The sequence below is a fragment of the Pseudidiomarina sp. genome, assembly GCF_033722695.1.
Classification (GTDB): domain Bacteria; phylum Pseudomonadota; class Gammaproteobacteria; order Enterobacterales; family Alteromonadaceae; genus Pseudidiomarina.
On the sequence record NZ_JAWVYM010000019.1, the window covers coordinates 1 to 15,862 of the forward strand.

14 protein-coding genes and 2 tRNA genes are annotated in these 15,862 nt (G+C 52.5%); 9 read left to right on the top strand and 7 right to left on the bottom strand.

The annotated features are described in order from the left end of the window. Nucleotides 1-1,381: efflux RND transporter permease subunit (locus tag R3196_RS07880; RefSeq protein ID WP_318936226.1), on the top strand; the 1,381-nt coding region annotated here is incomplete at its 5' end. Between the two features lie 15 nt (nucleotides 1,382-1,396). Here R3196_RS07880 and R3196_RS07885 read toward each other — a convergent pair. From R3196_RS07885 to rsgA, 3 genes are read right to left on the bottom strand one after another with little or no spacing between them, the layout of a single operon-like run. Beyond that, the gene (locus R3196_RS07885) at nucleotides 1,397-2,125 is read right to left on the bottom strand and encodes a glycerophosphodiester phosphodiesterase (RefSeq protein ID WP_318936227.1); all 729 of its coding nucleotides are present in this window, start codon (nucleotides 2,123-2,125) and stop codon (nucleotides 1,397-1,399) included. A gap of 5 nt (nucleotides 2,126-2,130) precedes the next feature. Continuing rightward, complete coding sequence (gene asd / locus R3196_RS07890) at nucleotides 2,131-2,997, bottom strand: archaetidylserine decarboxylase (RefSeq protein ID WP_318936228.1); 867 nt, start codon at nucleotides 2,995-2,997, stop codon at nucleotides 2,131-2,133. After that, complete coding sequence (rsgA, locus tag R3196_RS07895) at nucleotides 2,994-4,055, bottom strand: small ribosomal subunit biogenesis GTPase RsgA (protein WP_318936229.1); 1,062 nt, start codon at nucleotides 4,053-4,055, stop codon at nucleotides 2,994-2,996. The genes asd and rsgA overlap by 4 nt, the downstream gene beginning before the upstream one ends. Before the next feature lie 123 nt (nucleotides 4,056-4,178). Between rsgA and orn the strand changes: the two genes are divergently transcribed. The 8 genes from orn (at nucleotide 4,179) to R3196_RS07935 (ending at nucleotide 9,859) form a co-directional block, all read left to right on the top strand. Further along, nucleotides 4,179-4,745, top strand: a complete 567-nt coding sequence (gene orn, locus R3196_RS07900; protein ID WP_318936230.1) for an oligoribonuclease — start codon at nucleotides 4,179-4,181, stop codon at nucleotides 4,743-4,745. A 77-nt stretch (nucleotides 4,746-4,822) separates the two neighbouring features. Further along, nucleotides 4,823-4,897, top strand: a tRNA-Gly gene (locus R3196_RS07905). Nucleotides 4,898-4,926: 29 nt separating this feature from the next. After that, nucleotides 4,927-5,001 (top strand) — tRNA-Gly (locus tag R3196_RS07910). Between the two features lie 108 nt (nucleotides 5,002-5,109). Beyond that, nucleotides 5,110-5,709 carry an NAD(P)H:quinone oxidoreductase gene (gene wrbA, locus R3196_RS07915; RefSeq protein ID WP_318936231.1) on the top strand — a complete coding sequence of 200 codons (600 nt, stop codon included), beginning with the start codon at nucleotides 5,110-5,112 and terminating at the stop codon, nucleotides 5,707-5,709. Nucleotides 5,710-5,801: 92 nt separating this feature from the next. Beyond that, nucleotides 5,802-7,982 carry a heavy metal translocating P-type ATPase gene (locus tag R3196_RS07920; RefSeq protein WP_318936232.1) on the top strand — a complete coding sequence of 727 codons (2,181 nt, stop codon included), beginning with the start codon at nucleotides 5,802-5,804 and terminating at the stop codon, nucleotides 7,980-7,982. Between the two features lie 4 nt (nucleotides 7,983-7,986). Next, complete coding sequence (gene cueR / locus R3196_RS07925; RefSeq protein ID WP_318936233.1) at nucleotides 7,987-8,409, top strand: Cu(I)-responsive transcriptional regulator; 423 nt, start codon at nucleotides 7,987-7,989, stop codon at nucleotides 8,407-8,409. 40 nt (nucleotides 8,410-8,449) lie between these two features. Beyond that, nucleotides 8,450-9,250, top strand: a complete 801-nt coding sequence (locus R3196_RS07930) for a putative RNA methyltransferase (RefSeq protein WP_413242909.1) — start codon at nucleotides 8,450-8,452, stop codon at nucleotides 9,248-9,250. Nucleotides 9,251-9,358: 108 nt separating this feature from the next. After that, nucleotides 9,359-9,859 carry a hypothetical protein gene (locus R3196_RS07935; protein WP_318936235.1) on the top strand — a complete coding sequence of 167 codons (501 nt, stop codon included), beginning with the start codon at nucleotides 9,359-9,361 and terminating at the stop codon, nucleotides 9,857-9,859. Nucleotides 9,860-9,920: 61 nt separating this feature from the next. Here the strand turns inward: R3196_RS07935 and R3196_RS07940 are convergent, their stop codons facing one another. The 4 genes from R3196_RS07940 to R3196_RS07955 all read right to left on the bottom strand — a co-directional run bounded on the left by R3196_RS07940 (nucleotide 9,921) and on the right by R3196_RS07955 (nucleotide 15,746). Then, a complete protein-coding gene (locus R3196_RS07940; RefSeq protein ID WP_318936236.1) occupies nucleotides 9,921-11,561 on the bottom strand; it encodes a 2Fe-2S iron-sulfur cluster-binding protein in 1,641 nt (546 codons plus the stop codon). Beyond that, nucleotides 11,558-12,289: a PepSY domain-containing protein gene (locus R3196_RS07945; RefSeq protein WP_318936237.1), complete on the bottom strand. Its 732-nt coding sequence runs from the start codon at nucleotides 12,287-12,289 to the stop codon at nucleotides 11,558-11,560. Before R3196_RS07945 ends, R3196_RS07940 begins: the two co-directional genes overlap by 4 nt. Nucleotides 12,290-12,357: 68 nt before the next feature. Continuing rightward, complete coding sequence (locus tag R3196_RS07950; RefSeq protein WP_318936238.1) at nucleotides 12,358-15,057, bottom strand: TonB-dependent receptor; 2,700 nt, start codon at nucleotides 15,055-15,057, stop codon at nucleotides 12,358-12,360. A gap of 320 nt (nucleotides 15,058-15,377) precedes the next feature. Further along, nucleotides 15,378-15,746, bottom strand: a complete 369-nt coding sequence (locus tag R3196_RS07955) for a DUF423 domain-containing protein (RefSeq protein ID WP_318936239.1) — start codon at nucleotides 15,744-15,746, stop codon at nucleotides 15,378-15,380. Nucleotides 15,747-15,862 lie beyond the last annotated feature (116 nt).

The window sequence follows — 15,862 nt, forward strand, 5'->3', positions numbered from 1 at the left end:
CGCAGCCCATATGCGTGAAGTCGAAGCGATCCTGCTCCCTTATATCGACCAGGGAAAAATTGACCGTCTGATTATCCGTTCGCCGGGTTGGGGCGGGTCGGCCGGTATAGCCATTGTTGGCGCTATTCCTTTTGATGAGCGCGAGTGGTCCACTTTTGATTTGATGAAAGAAGTGTCAGAAAAGCTCAATACGGTAACCGGTGTCCAGGCCTTTGCCTTTATGCGCAGCGGCATCAGTGGTGGCGGTGGCCGGCCGGTGCAGTTTGTGCTGCAGGGGAACACCTACGAGCAGCTTGCAGCTTATCGGGATGTGGTTATTGAAGAGGCAAGTAAAAACCCGCAACTGCTGAATGTCGATAGTGACTATCGGCAGACGCTGCCGCAACTGCTGATTCGGATTAACCAGGAGCGCGCTTCGGATATGGGGGTGTCTGTCGGTGATATCGGCCGTACGCTGGAAACCATGCTGGGTCAGCGCCGGGCGACCACTTATCTGGACCGGGGTGAAGAATATGATGTTATCCTTGAAGGCGAACGCGCTGACTATCGCAGCCCGACCGCTATCGATAATATTTATGTTCGCTCTAACTCCAGTGGCGAGCTGATTCCGTTATCGAATCTGGTGACCATTGAAGAGCGGGCGACCTCTGGCAGCCTGAACCGCTACAACCGCATGCGCAGCATTACCATTGAGGCAAACCTTGCTGAAGGCTACTCATTGGGTGAAGCCCTGACTTATCTTGAAAACATCGTGCACGAACAACTTCCGGACGATGTGTCCATCGATTACAAGGGCGAATCACAACTATATAAAGAGAGCGGTAGTTCGGTCATTTTTGTGTTTATCCTGGCGCTGGTAATTGCCTATCTGGTGCTGGCGGCGCAGTTCGAAAGCTTTATCCATCCGCTGATCATTATGCTGATGGTACCGCTGGCGTTTCTGGGCGCGGTAATCGGGCTTTATCTGGCCGATATGAGCCTGAATATCTATAGCCAGATAGGTATCGTCATGCTGATTGGGCTGGCGGCGAAAAACGGTATTCTGATTGTTGAATTCGTCAACCAGTTGCGCGATTCGGGCCTTGAGTTTGATGAAGCCCTGGTGCGCGGTTCACAGCAGCGGTTACGGCCAATTGTCATGACCGCCTTTACCACCATTATGAGTGCCGTGCCGCTGATTTTGGGATCCGGCCCCGGTGCGGAAAGCCGTATGGTCATCGGTATGGTTATCTTCTGTGGTGTTGCGCTGTCGGCGTTTTTGACAATTTTCGTCATTCCGTCGCTGTATTCGCTATTGGCTCGTAATACCACGTCACCATTGCAGCTTACGCATCAGTTAGAAGAGTTGCAGCGCGAACACCCTGCGAGCGGAAGGCGCTAATTCGGCGGCTGCCGGCTAAATGTTTTTCTTAAGTTCTGGAGGGCTGACTGGCAGTCCGCCCAGAACATTAATACTACGGCGAGGGTCGTTGGTAAAAATGCCATCGACCCCCATGGTTTTCATTTCATAGATATCTTCAGGTTCATCTACGGTATAAACAAAAACCTTCAGGTTGCGTTGGTGGGCATCCTCGACGAACTCTCTGGTGACAAAATCCACATCGGCGTGCACCGACCAGGCATCCAGCTCTTCGGCAAACTGCGCGTACGTCAGCGGGCAGGCAGATGTAAGAGCGCCGATGCGCTGCTCAGGATGGTCCTGCTTAAGTTGCTTTAGCCAGTGATGGTTGAAGCTGGAAATAATCAGCTGTTCAGGTTTGAAATTAGCGTTCTCGACCGCGTGCACTAAATGGCGGGTCAGCCCCCGGCGGATATCGGCTCCCTTGAGTTCGATATTGACCATGCAGCGGCCGTCAATAAATTCCAGCGCCTCAGCCAGCGTCGGTACCGGGTGTTGGCCAAATACTTTCAGTCGGCGAACCTGGGCCAGAGTGAGGTCACAAAGGCGGCCGGGATGGGCCGCCAGGCGGGTCAGGTAACGATCATGAAAGACGATCCACTCATCCTGCAACGGATAAATATCAAGTTCAATGCCGTCGGCACCGGCGTCCAGTGCACGGCTGAAAGCCGGCAGGGTATTTTCCGGCGCTTCAAAGCTCGCGCCGCGGTGCGCCAGTATCAGCATAACGCTTAGTCGCGTTCGCCCAGGATTTCACCCATGCGGGTGGTGTCCAGCGGTTTAAGATCATCGGCAAAGTCGATGATATCCTCTGGGAATAGCAAAATAACCGTGGAGCCGAGCTTAAAGTGGCCCATTTCCTCACCTTTCTTCAGGTGTATAGCCTGATCACCGCTACCCGGATACTCCCAGCTGTGCACCTTCGGACCCCGCGGCGGGGTGACAGTACCGGACCAGACGGTGCCGATGCTGGCGACTATAGTGGCGCCCACCAGCACCATCGCGAACTTGCCAAATTCGCTGTCAAAAATAGCGACTACGCGCTCGTTACGCGCAAACAGATTCGGCACGTTAGCGGCGGTCATCGGGTTTACTGAGTAGAGGTCACCCGGAACATAAATCATCTTCCGTAAGGTACCGTCCCATGGCATATGAATCCGGTGATAGTCGCGCGGGGCCAGGTACACAGTGGCAAAATCACCGTTGCGGAACGGATGGGCATCGCGCGGATCGCCGCCGACCAGTTCCGTCAGGCTATAATAATGGCCTTTGGCCTGAAAAATACGGCCGTCCTCAATGTCACCGAACTGACTCATAGCGCCGTCCACCGGGTGGGCAAACTGCTTGTCGCCGGAGGCCTTGAACGGACGTACTTCTGGCTTCAGATAGCGGGTAAAGAAATCATTAAAGGTTTTGTAGCCTGACGGATTTTCTATAATCGCCTCAGACATATCGACTTTATAGCGCCAGATGAAAAAGCGAATAAAAAGCTGCGTCAGCCAGCCCCAGCGGGCAGCTGCATATTTGCCAACCAGGCGCGAGAGGCCATGCTTGGGTGTCAGGTGTTGTATCTGAATTTTAAGTTTATCCAGGTTCACGTTTTCGATCCTTTAGCGGTAGCACGTGATGGCTTTTTCAGCGACATCGATTCAATAATCCGGTGGAAATTGTACAGCCTAAGTTCGTGCAGGTCACCATCCACCACTGCTTGTTGTAATGCGCAGCCCGGGTCGTCGACATGTTTGCAGTCGCGGAATTTACACTGACCCAAAAAAGGCCGGAAATCCCGGAAGCACCAGGCCACCCGATCCGGCTCGAGGTGCCATAGCGCAAACTCGCGGATACCAGGCGAGTCAATCAATACGCCACCGTCAGGCAAGGGATAGCGCGTTGCCACGGTGGTGGTGTGCTGACCCAGGCCAGAGCCGCCTGAAATAGCGCCAACACTGGCATCAATTTCTGGTAGCAAGGCATTAACCAGGGACGACTTACCGACCCCGGACTGTCCGACCACAATAGACACATTATCTTGTAATACGTCGCGCAGCGGTTTCAGACCATTAATTTCTTTAGCGCTGACTTTAAGTACCTGGTAGCCAATGTCCTGGTACATCTGTAAGGCGGTATCCACCTGAGCTTGCTCTTCTGGAGACAACTCTGTCATCAAATCGGCTTTATTAAGCACAATGACAGGAGTGACCTCAATGTCTTCACAGGCGACCAGATAGCGGTCAATGATCTGGGTCGAAAATGCTGGTAACAGGCTCGATATGATGAGAATCTGGTCAACATTGGCGGCCACAGGCTTGAGGCCATCATAGTAGTCGGGCCGGCTCAGCAATGAGCGCCGCGGCTGCACCGCTTCAATGACGCCGCCGACATCTTCGGCGGAGCTGGGGTCTAACCGGCGCCAGACCACTTCATCACCACAAACCAGCGATTCGACGGTACGACGGATATGACAGCGCATGGGGCTATCGTCGGCGGTGGCAATAATAGCCTGCTGCCCGAAACGGCTAATGACAATGCCCGCCTCGGGGCCGCCCACGGTATCCGCGGTTGTTTCCGGCTCCAGCCCGGCCTGATCCAGTCGCTTCTGCTGGTTAGCCCGCACGCGTCGAATCTGACCTTTGTTTAAACGTCGTTGTTTTGCCACCACTACCTACTTTATGAAAACCGGTTGAATTAAATATAATTCAGTTAATACTGTAAGAATCATACCTTATTACGCACAATAGCGCCTGAAGTTAATTGTAACCGACCCTAAAGGATAGTTGTTATGAATTCGTCCGCCAGCCAAGCAGCACAGCGGTTAATCTGGATTGATCTGGAGATGACAGGCCTTGATCCGGACTATGATCATATTATTGAAATAGCCACTATAGTGACCGACTATGACCTGAACGTTCTTGCTGAAGGCCCGGTGATTGCCGTGCATCAGCCACAGGCTAACCTGGACAAGATGGATGACTGGAATGTGCGCACTCATACCGGCTCCGGACTGGTGAAACGAGTACAGCAAAGCACCGTCTCTGAAAGCGATGCCAGCAATGCGACAATCGAATTTCTGCAGCAATATGTAACGCCTGGCAGCTCCCCAATGTGCGGTAATAGTATCTGCCAGGATCGCCGGTTTCTGGCCCGTCATATGCCCGAGCTCGAAGCTTTTTTCCACTACCGGAATCTGGATGTCAGCACGGTTAAACAACTGGCGAAATACTGGGCACCAGCGGTGGCAGAAGGTCTCACCAAGCAGGGCGCGCATACCGCGTTGGCAGATATTCGGGAGTCGATTGAAGAGTTACGCTACTACCGTGAGCACTTTTTCAGCATTCAGGGCGAATAAGCTACAAAAACGGTTGCAAAGCCCACTGAATTCAGTAAAATTCGCCTCCGTTGTCACGTTTGGCAACAGAAGTTTCTGCGGGAATAGCTCAGTGGTAGAGCACAACCTTGCCAAGGTTGGGGTCGCGAGTTCGAATCTCGTTTCCCGCTCCAGACTTCCTCCGAATACCTTTCTTACCGATGCGGGAATAGCTCAGTGGTAGAGCACAACCTTGCCAAGGTTGGGGTCGCGAGTTCGAATCTCGTTTCCCGCTCCAGATTTCCTCCGAATACCTTTCTTACCGATGCGGGCCTCCCGATTGGATGAAATCTGTCTGAGCAGCTAAAGTTATTGCACCGTTCAATTTTTTGAAAGGAGCTAACTCATGGCAAAAGTTTTAGTCTTGTATTATTCGATGTACGGACATATTGAAACCATGGCGCATACAGTCGCTGAAGGAGTCCGATCCGTTGATGGTGTCGAGGCGGACGTCAAACGCGTACCCGAAACGATGTCGGAAGAACGCTTTGAAGATGCCGGCGGCAAGACGGATCAGGATGCGCCGGTAGCCGAAGTCAGCGACTTGACTGACTACGATGCGCTGATTGTGGGCACGCCCACCCGCTTCGGTAATATGTCAGGTCAGATGCGAAACTTCTTTGATCAGACAGGCGGGCTTTGGCAGGATGGCGCGCTAGCCGGCAAGATCGCCAGTGTATTTACCTCAACCGCAACAGGCGGTGGTGCGGAAATGACGATCACCTCAACCTGGACCACTCTGGCTCATCAGGGCTTTATTCTGGTGCCCTTAGGTTACACCCATTCTGCGATGATGGATGCTGATGCAGTTGGCGGCGGCACCCCGTACGGCGTTTCCACTATCGCCGGCGCTGACGGTTCACGGCAACCCGATGACCGGGAAAAGACACTGGCCCGGCATCAGGGTGAAAAGGTCGCTAAGCTGGCACTTAAATTATTCGGCTAATTTATCTTTTAAGTGTCGCTTGACCTTCCCATAAGGGGAAGCTTTATCTTAGTCTTAACTTATTTAGCCAGATTAACCGGTAAGGCTTTCCCATGACGACCCATAAACAACTCCAATTTAAGGTAACCGGCATGAGCTGCGGCTCCTGCGTTAAGCGCGTGGAGAACGCGCTCAACGCGGTGCCGGGTGTGCTTAGTACCAACGTCAATCTGGCAACCGAACAGGTTTCCGTGGCGGTAACTGCTTCTGTTGATGCCGGGCAATTGGCGGCAGCAGTTGAAAAGGGCGGCTACCGGCTGGAAGCCACCGACGCTGGCAAAACTTCTGAAGCCGCTGCCGATAAACCTTTTTATCGACAAGACTGGTTTGCTGTCGCTGGCGCCGCATTGCTGACCATTCCCTTAGTGGTTCCTATGGTTGGCCTGTTATTCGGTAAACACTGGATGCTGCCGCCGTTCTGGCAGTGGTTGCTTGCCACGCCGGTGCAGTTTTACTTTGGCGCACGTTTCTATCGGGCCGGTTGGCTGGCAGTCAAAGCCGGCACCGGTAATATGGATTTATTAATTGCGATAGGTACCAGCGCCGCCTACGGTTTATCCGTTTATTTATGGTTCACTTTCAGTGGGCAGCACGGCGCGCCTGAACTCTATTTTGAAACCAGTAGTGCGGTACTGACCCTGGTGTTGCTCGGTAAGTACCTCGAACAGCGCGCCAAAGAAAAAACCACTGATGCGCTGCGAGCACTTGAAAGCCTGAGACCTACCGAGGCCCGCATAATGAAAGGTGATAGTTGGGTCACGGTAGCGGCGACCGCAGTGAGCGACGGGCAGACCGTCAAAGTATTACCGGGCGAGCGAATACCGGTCGATGGCGAAGTGATCTCCGGGCAGAGCAATGTTGACGAAGCCCTGATCAGCGGCGAAAGCATTCCGTTGCATAAGCGTGCCGGTGACAAGGTAATCGGCGGTTCAATCAACCTTGACGGCGTACTGCAGTTACAGGCGTCGGGTGTGGGTACGGAATCAACCTTGTCGAAAATCATCCACATGGTTGAGCAGGCACAAGGCGCCAAAGCGCCGGTGCAGGCTCTGGTTGACAGGGTGGCGGCGGTATTTGTACCGGTGGTGCTGGTGGTGGCCTTGCTCACTTTACTGGGCTGGGGGCTTATTGCTGAGGCCTGGGTCGCTGGTATTCTGAATGCGGTGGCGGTATTGGTCATCGCTTGCCCTTGTGCCTTAGGCCTGGCCACTCCCGCCGCCATTATGGCGGGCACCGGAACTGCCGCCCGTTTAGGTATCCTGGTAAAAGATGCGGCGGCACTTGAGCAGGCCAAGCAGGTCGATCTGGTGGTGTTCGACAAAACCGGAACCCTTACCATGGGGCAGCCGACGCTCACCCAGCGCACGGCACTTAATGATACCGAACATAATCTGCTTGAGCTCGCTTGTGCGCTGCAACAACACAGCGAGCATCCGCTCGGTAAAGCGGTAGTGGCCGCCGCTGAGCAGGAAGGAATTGTGCCGCGCACCACAGAAAACTTTCAGGTGGTGGCTGGCCATGGCGTCAAAGCCACGCTCGACGGCGAGCAACTCGTGATGGGGAGTAGCCACTGGATGCGCGAATTGGGCGTGGAGCTGCCACTGGATAAGATTGAAAGCAAAGGCGCGTCAGTAGCCTGGCTGGCATGTTCAGAGGCCGGTACGACTGAACTCCTTGGGCTGTTTTGTTTTCGTGACGCAATAAAACCAGAAGCCAGGCACACGGTTGCGCAACTTCAGCAGCAGGGCATCGCGGTCGCCATGTTGACCGGCGATAGCCAGACGAGTGCCGAAGTGGTTGCTGCAGAGCTCAAGTTGGATCGGTTTGAGGCTGAGGTTTTACCCGGCGATAAGGCAGATTTTATTGCTCGCTATCAGGAGCAGGGCTATCGCGTGGCTATGGTCGGCGACGGCATTAATGATGCGCCGGCGCTAGCCCAGGCTGATTTAGGTATGGCCATGTCAACTGGCACCGAGGTTGCTATCAGCGCCGCCGATATGACCCTGATGCGGGGTGAAACGAGACTGGTGGTGCTGGCACTAAAGTTATCCCGGCTAACCTACCGGAAGATTAAACAGAACCTGTTCTGGGCCTTTATATTTAATACACTGGGTATTCCGCTGGCAGCATTAGGTTATCTGAACCCAATCCTGGCTGGGGGCGCTATGGCTTTCAGTAGCTTGCTGGTAGTGAGTAACGCGTTACTGCTGCAACGCTGGGGTAAAAAGGAGTAATCACATGGGTAAACCATTAACGATTGGCGAAGCTGCGACATTGACCGGTGTATCGGCTAAAATGATTCGCTACTATGAAGAAATTGGCATGCTGCCTGAGGCAGCCCGCACCGCATCAGGTTACCGCTTATATAATGGTTTTTTGCTACAACAACTGGGGTTTATCCGGCAAGCACGGGATCTGGGATTTTCGCTGGAAGAAATTCAGTCACTACTCAGGCTCTGGCGTGATCCCTGCCGCGAAAGTCGGGAAGTAAAAGCCATTGCCGAACAGCATCTGACCGATATCAGCCAGAAAATAGCTGAACTGACCCGCATGCAAGGGGCGTTAGCGCAACTGGCAGCCGATTGTGGCGGGAATAGTGCGCCCAATTGCGCCATTCTCGACGCCATGGTGCCGGAGCACCTGCTGACCACTCCAGCTTAATGAAAGGATACAGCTCATCATTACCGGTATAGAAAATCTGATTTGCCCGCTTGATGGCGACGTGCTCGAACGAGCCGAAAATAGTTGGCGGTGTGCCCATGGCCACAGTTTCGATATTGCCCGGCAGGGCTACGTTAATCTGTTGCCGGTGCAGAACAAACGCTCGAAAGATCCGGGTGACAGTAAAGCTATGGTGCAGGCGCGCCAGCGTTTTCTTGATAAGGGAAGCTATCAACCGGTCGCAGACGCGTTGGCGACGCAACTATTTGATCTGAACCTGAGCAGTTTACTGGACGCTGGATGTGGCGAAGGCTATTACCTGCGTCGTATCGTTCAGCACGCTGAAGCACAACAAACACCGTTGGCGGTAGCCGGGTTGGATATCTCGAAGTGGGCGGTTATGGCAGCGGCCAGACGGGACTCTCGATTGACCTGGTTAGTGGCATCAAATGCGGCGATACCCCTGGCTGGTGCAAGCGTTGACGCCGTACTTTGCGTATTTGGTTTCCCCGTCGCAGATGAATTCCGACGGGTACTCCGACCCGGTGGAAAGCTGCTTATGATCGACCCCGGTCCCGCCCATCTTATTGAGTTGAAGCAGATTATTTATTCCGATATTAAACCAAAACCTGACCATACTCCGGCGCTGGATGGTGGGTTTAGTAAAATTGCTGAACACGTCATAAGTTTTCCTTTTGAACTAACTCGTCATGACGACATTTTGGATTTACTTACCATGACACCCCACCTATACCGCGCAAGTAGTGAGGGACGTGCGGCCGTTAGTGACCTGGATCAGTTGAAGTTAACAGCGGATGTCAGGTTACGAATCTACCAGTGATGAATAACTGCACATCAATGTTAAAAAAATAACTTGGTGACGTAGCGATGAGGTTGTGACAAGCTAGCGATGTGGAATAATTGTTCACTTCTCAGGGATGGTCCGACAATGAAAGCTACTCTAGCCTTAATCTTCACCCTGCTTTGCACAAACCTCGGAGCCTCTACACCGCTTGGCTGTGTGTCGCTTGACGAAGTCAGCAGCAGTAATAATCCGGCAGATATTTTTGCCGGGCTGACGTCATGCATGGATAAACAAAACTATAAGCACGCTGCTGCCCTATACACCATGGCTACTTTGTACGGTGTTTACGATGCCAGGCGGGTAGCTAATGAAGCGGCGCCACAGGTTGTCGCGCTGTTGCGGATGTATGCGCTGAGCGGCCGTCCGAAAGCTGAGCTCAATCGTTTGCAAGCTGAGGTGGTAGAGCTTTTGACTGATAATACTGAGGTCTGCCAACGCATTCTTAAAATTGGTAAGCCGGCCTATTATCCGAGCTATATAACAGAGCATATTTCAGCCAACAGCACAGGCAGTTTGCAGATAACTGAAGGGTTTAATGAGCAGGAGGCTTGGCAGGAGTCGCTGGCGCTGGTACCTCATTGCTAAAAGGCCAGCATAGTGTTGGCGCACTATACCGGCCTTTGTATTGCTACCAGGGTGAGGTCAGTCAGATACCAAAGTCATCGAAGCGGATTTGATTCCTTGGCACGCCTGCCTCTGCCAACATGGCCATAGTCGCCTTAAGCATGGGCGGCGGGCCACAGACGTAGACGTCAAGCTGCTCGACATTCTGATGTTTAATCCAGGCTTGCGCCTCTTCGTGGACGAAACCTCTGGCTCCGGTCCAGGCCCGATTTTCCTCAGACTCTGAAATCACCGGGATATAGCTTACCCCTGTAGCTGCGGTGAACTCGTTGCGGTAACAAAGCTCGCTGACATGTCGCGCTCCGTAGAAAAACACACAATCACGAGGTTGAGCTTTAGCTAACTCAGTCTGTAACAGGGCCCTGAGTGGCGCTATGCCTGCGCCGCCGCCGATAAACAGCTGCGTGCGTTGATTGCCCTGGCTCAGCACAAAGTCGCCAAAAGGTCCGATCGTCTCGACCATCGCGCCCTTCTCCAGTGCGCAGAGGTAAGTTGAACCAATGCCCGGCGGAATCTTATCGCCTGGCGATGGCATCTGCCGCACCGTGAATACAAAGCGATGCGGATCGAACGGGGTCGCCATAGAGTAGTGGCGGGTCAGGACCTGCTCCCGGTGAGGAATACAGAACTGCATGAATTGTCCGGCCTGGTACTCAACGGCTTCGCTGCTCTTAAACGTGAGCTCAACAATAGAAGGAGACAACAGGCGCTTTTCCGCCAACTCCAGTGTCACCGTTGCCGCATTATGATCAGGCAATTTTACGGTATAGCGGTCGTCAACGCGGTGCTGACAGGACAAACGCAGCCCGCCTTCCAGCTCCGACTCACTAAGTAAGACTTTCTCGGCCGTAGTTGGTTCTGGCAAACGTTCACCTTCGAGAGTCACCTTACACAAACCGCAAGTACCACCGCCACCACAGCTACTGGCTACCGGCTTCTGCTCGCGCTGTAACTGCTCAAGCATAGTTGGCTTACGGCGCGGGTTCATGTCCCCTTTAGCGAAGTTATTTACCAGCAGAATCAGACCCGACAGCGAGAACCATAAAGCAAACAGCCCGGCACTCCAGATCAACAGGTGGTTAAAACTGCGGCCGCCGGTGTAGTCCATGAAGTGCAGGCGGAACGCCCAGTCAGCAATGGTCCAAGGCGTATTGCGGTGATTCAGCATCTGACCTGAAGCAGCGTCAATGTAGATGCGGGTGTTGAGGTCATCTTCCAGATCAATACGGTATCCGGCATCGTTCCAGTCGAGGATCTCATCGGATCCCTGAATTGCCGTAACTGCCGCCACCTCGCCAGGGCCATTATAAGTTGCCAGGGCAATGCGTTTGGCCAGTTCCGGATCGGTATGCCAGAGATCACCGGTAATACCGTTCAGGTAGTGTGTGGTATCGTCAGTGGTCACGATGAACTGAGGAATACCAGCAGTGCTATGCAGACGAACCGTTTCTGTATCAGGATAGCGGGCGCGAATGTCCGCAATATCTACCCCGGGGCTGACATCACTCAGCATGGCGTGATCACCATGTTCAAGGTACTGGTGTCCCGACATACCATGATGGCCACTGAGACTGAAATAAAAGCCGCTAACCAGCCATAACAGCACCTGAATTACCAGGATCAGGCTTACCCAGCGGTGCAACCATTGGAAAAATCGCATCATTCTGCACCTCCGGGACGTTTGCGACGGAAACTGATGGTATACACCAGTAGCACAACGCCTGTGATCATTAGAATAAAGGTGCCAATCATAAAGCCTTGCAGCCACCACGACTCAATGTCGGTGCGATCTTCATAATCCATGATGTGGGTCATCCAGAAAAAGTCGAAGCCGCGCCAGAAGGTATGACGTTTGACCAGCATCTCGCCGGTTTCCGGTGACAGGTATAAACTGGTGTTGCCGAAGTCGTCGTAGTTGACCTGCCAGATAGGCAGAAGTTTCGGATTTAATTCGGTTGGCGGATTTTCGGTAAGATAAACAACCGAACGCACCTTAGGTTCACCCTTGGCGTAATAACGATTAGCCAGCCCAACAATATCCTCTTCCGTTAACTGTACGGGTGCCAGTGAGCTCGCATCCAGTAACTTAGTGCCATGATGACCTGTGGCAATGTAGACGGAATGCAATTGCTGGTTTATCCAACGGGTATCCAATGTGACCGACTGGCTGTGCGGATAACGCTCAATTACTGAGCTGACCGGTTGAATATCTGCCTCAGCAGGAACAACGGTAGTGATGTCCTGAACAAGATGGTCACCGTGAATGAAATCAAGATCAAAAAACACCATGTAGGCGCCGCTAATGCTCCAAATCACCATCTGGATGCCAAAGATAACGGACAACCAGCGGTGCCAGACTCGCCAACGACTTGTGCGTTGTTGTTGGGGCATGAATTACCTCAGAATTCTAATCCGAAAAAAAGGCCGCCTGCAGAACAGACGGCCCGCCAGGGAAGTTATCAGAACGCGTAGCGCAGTTTGACGTATAACTGACGACCAAGTAAATCATAAGTCATGGTGTCAGTGTTTGCATCAGTCCAACTCTGGATAAAGGGTGGTTCCTTATCGAACAGGTTATTGACGCCACCAGTCACACTAAGCTCATTGTTGACGTAGTAAGTACCTTGTACGTTGTGATAAAACACGCTCGGAGCCTTGGCACCAATATCACCAGGGGATGCGTTGATATCGTCCGCGCCGCCGATATACTGGATACCGTAATGGGCGCGCCAGTTATCACCGTGCACCGTTGCCGATGCGTTTGATCGCCACTGGGCATAGCTGCCGCGGCCACCCGTGATATAACCAGCGTACTCAATTTCCTGCGCGCCTTCAAAAGGTGCAAAGGTGTACTCATTCAGGTAGCTGATGTTCCAGTCAAAGTTGGTGTCTAAACCAGCAATTTCTGTTTTATAAAACACTGCCGCATCAATACCAGAAACATTTTCTGTTGCTGCGTTCGTTGGCTGAGCTGACAGGAAATTGATTTCGCCAGTCAATGGATCACGGGTGAAGTGGTCTGGTGAACAGAACGGATGTGACAGGTTCTGAGAGTTGTAGCAAACAGCCAGCTTGGTTGAACCCGGGATCCTTTGAATCGCGTTTTTTACATCGATGTCGTAGTAATCAACAGTTAACTGAAGGTTTTCGATAAAGGAAACTTCCCAGACGAATCCGGCAGTAAAGGTATCCGCATCTTCCGGCTTCAGCTTCGGGTTACCGCCTACCGTTGTCAGTACTGTTGCACCTAGCTGGGTGTAGCCTGCGGGTACACCATCGGCGCTACAGTTCGCCGCCACCACAGGATCTTTGCCCGGCTGGTCCCAGCCATCGCATGGATCTGTAGTCGTCAGGTTACCTTCAGCCACGCCTCCGAACAGCTCTGGAATATTCGGAATACGGAACGCAGTCGATTTGGTCGCGCGTAATTTCAGGTCGTCCGACACTTGCCAGTGCAGACTGGCCTTATAGTTACCGTCGCTGCCGAAAGTATCATAGTCGCTGTAGCGGTAAGCCAGATCAAGGCTAACGTGCTGTGCGAATTGCTTATCGGCGATCAGTGGCAGCGAGGCTTCTACATAGACTTCATTGACTGTGTAATTGCCTTCAATAGGCTCTGCCTGGTTGGTATTCATAATACCGGCAGCAATAGAAGAATCCGGATTACGCCAGCCTTTTTCTTTGCGATGCTCGGCACCAAATGCAACCGGTACCCAACCAGCTGGCAAGCTGAACAGGTCACCAGTAATATTCGCAGTTAGTGAACGTTGTTCGTTACCGCCATCACCACTGGTACGGAACATGATGTGATCCAGGGCTTCATCGGTTAAATCGCCGTAACCTAACAGGTCGATACAGGGGATACCATTAGAGCCACAAGTATTGGGATCAAGGCCTTGTGCCAGGCGCTGGGTGTTGACGATGTTGGTCATGCCGTCGACAGCGGTATTACGGCCATAGTTATAAGCGACTTCCCAGTTCCAGCCCTCGCCAACAACGCCGTTCAGGCCTGTGACAACGCGGAAGGTATTAACATCCTGGAAAAAGATCCGTGGGCCGCCTTCCAGCAGGCGCCGTCCATCCAGCCGGATATCTTCACCCGTAGGATTGGTAGGATGGCTCGCATCGAATTCAATACCGCGCAAGGTGCCGGGCGTCGCTAACTGGTCAGAAGTTCGGTTGTTATAAACAAACTCGCTAAAGAAGGTCGTATCTGGTGACAGGTGATAGTCACCAAAGGCTGTAAAATTCCAGTTGCTTACCGGGTTAACCGAGTTCAGGAAAGGGAAGTAGTCAAAGTTATGTATAGCTGGATCATAGGGTGCGAATGAGTCGCCGTCGCCATTTGGATCCTGATTGAAATTGATTCGTTGACCAGCGTTAGGACCGGTTAAAACGGTGGCCCGGCCACCAATGGTGCTGGAACTACCAAAACAACGTAGCTCACCGGGGACGGTTTCAGCCAGCGCACATTTTGCCTGGTCCGACATATTAAGAGCATCAGATGAACGGTAACCAACGGTTGCCATCACGCTGCCTCGGTCACCGGAACTACCCAGTATCAAGTTAACGCTACGATCCTGTGCATCGCCACTATCAGTAGCGCCAGTGCGGGCTTCGATCGCGAAACCGTCATAGCTCTTTTTGGTGATGATGTTGACAACACCAGCAACCGCGTCTGCACCATAAATGGCTGACGCGCCGTCTTTCAGCACTTCAACACGCTCAATCACTTCTACCGGAATCATGTTCAGGTCGACTGAACTGTTAGCGCCAGTGCCACCGTTGACGATCCGGCGACCATTAAGCAGCACCAGTGTCCGGTTTATACCCAGACCACGCAGGTTTACCTGAGCCGTACCGTAACCGTTACCGGTCCAGTATGCGTTGCTCTGATTACCGGCAAAACCGGCCGAAGCCGACATGCGTTGCAGCACCATCTCTAGCGAGGTTACGCCCGAAACGGCAATATCTTCAGCGGTAAAAACCTGCACCGGTGCGGCGCTCTCAGCTTCGGTACGCTTAATCCGGGAACCGGTGACAACAATGCGTTCGTCGACTTTGGCTTGATCGGCATCGTTCGCCTGAGCGGATACTGTCACCGGTGTTATCGCGGTTGCGACGGCTACTGCCACGGTTGAGAAAAGTAGTTTTTTCATATTGTCACCCTGAATAAAATTATAGTTATAGTGCGTGCTTGATGACGGAGTTCTCACCCGGCCAAGTTGTTTATACAACTCATACAATAAGAACTTCTCAGCAATAGTAAAGCGTTACGAAGAGAAAAGTTGTACAAAAAACGTGTTATTTAGCGTGTATATAGTGGTTGTATAGTTAGATGTATAAATTCTAACTAAAAGCAATGCAAAGGGAAAAGTCATTTAGGTAGGGGCGAAATAAAGCGAAACTAAAAAGTTGTTCAGGATGAAAATATAGGCACATTTAATGAATTTATATTCATCAGGTTGCTGCTTACCTGTCAGGCCTTAATCACCGCATAGGCGATCCATAACCAACCAATAATAAAAGCTGCTCCGCCAAGAGGAGTAACGGGACCAAACCAGCTGATACCAGTCAGGCTGAGCAGGTAAAGGCTACCGCTGAACAGCACGATGCCGGCCAGGAGAATCCAGCCGCCGGTACGCAGGCCGTTGGCGTCAGGAAAATACAGCAGCAACAGGCTGACGAGCAATAAGCCGAGCGCGTGGTAGATCTGATATTGCACGCCTACCTGAAATACGGCCAGCATGTCAGGGCTTAACTGCTGCTTCAGGCTGTGGGCAGCAAAGGCCCCTAAAATGACACCCATAGCCATGTTAAGGGCTCCCAGCATCGCAAATACTTTCATGGCGGAACTCCCGGGTAATAGTGATCCGAATCAACGTGGATCAAATCAAGCTTAGCGACCATACTTACGGTTAATGTAATTGCTTATCAGCTTACCAGAATTACTCAAGGAGGCAC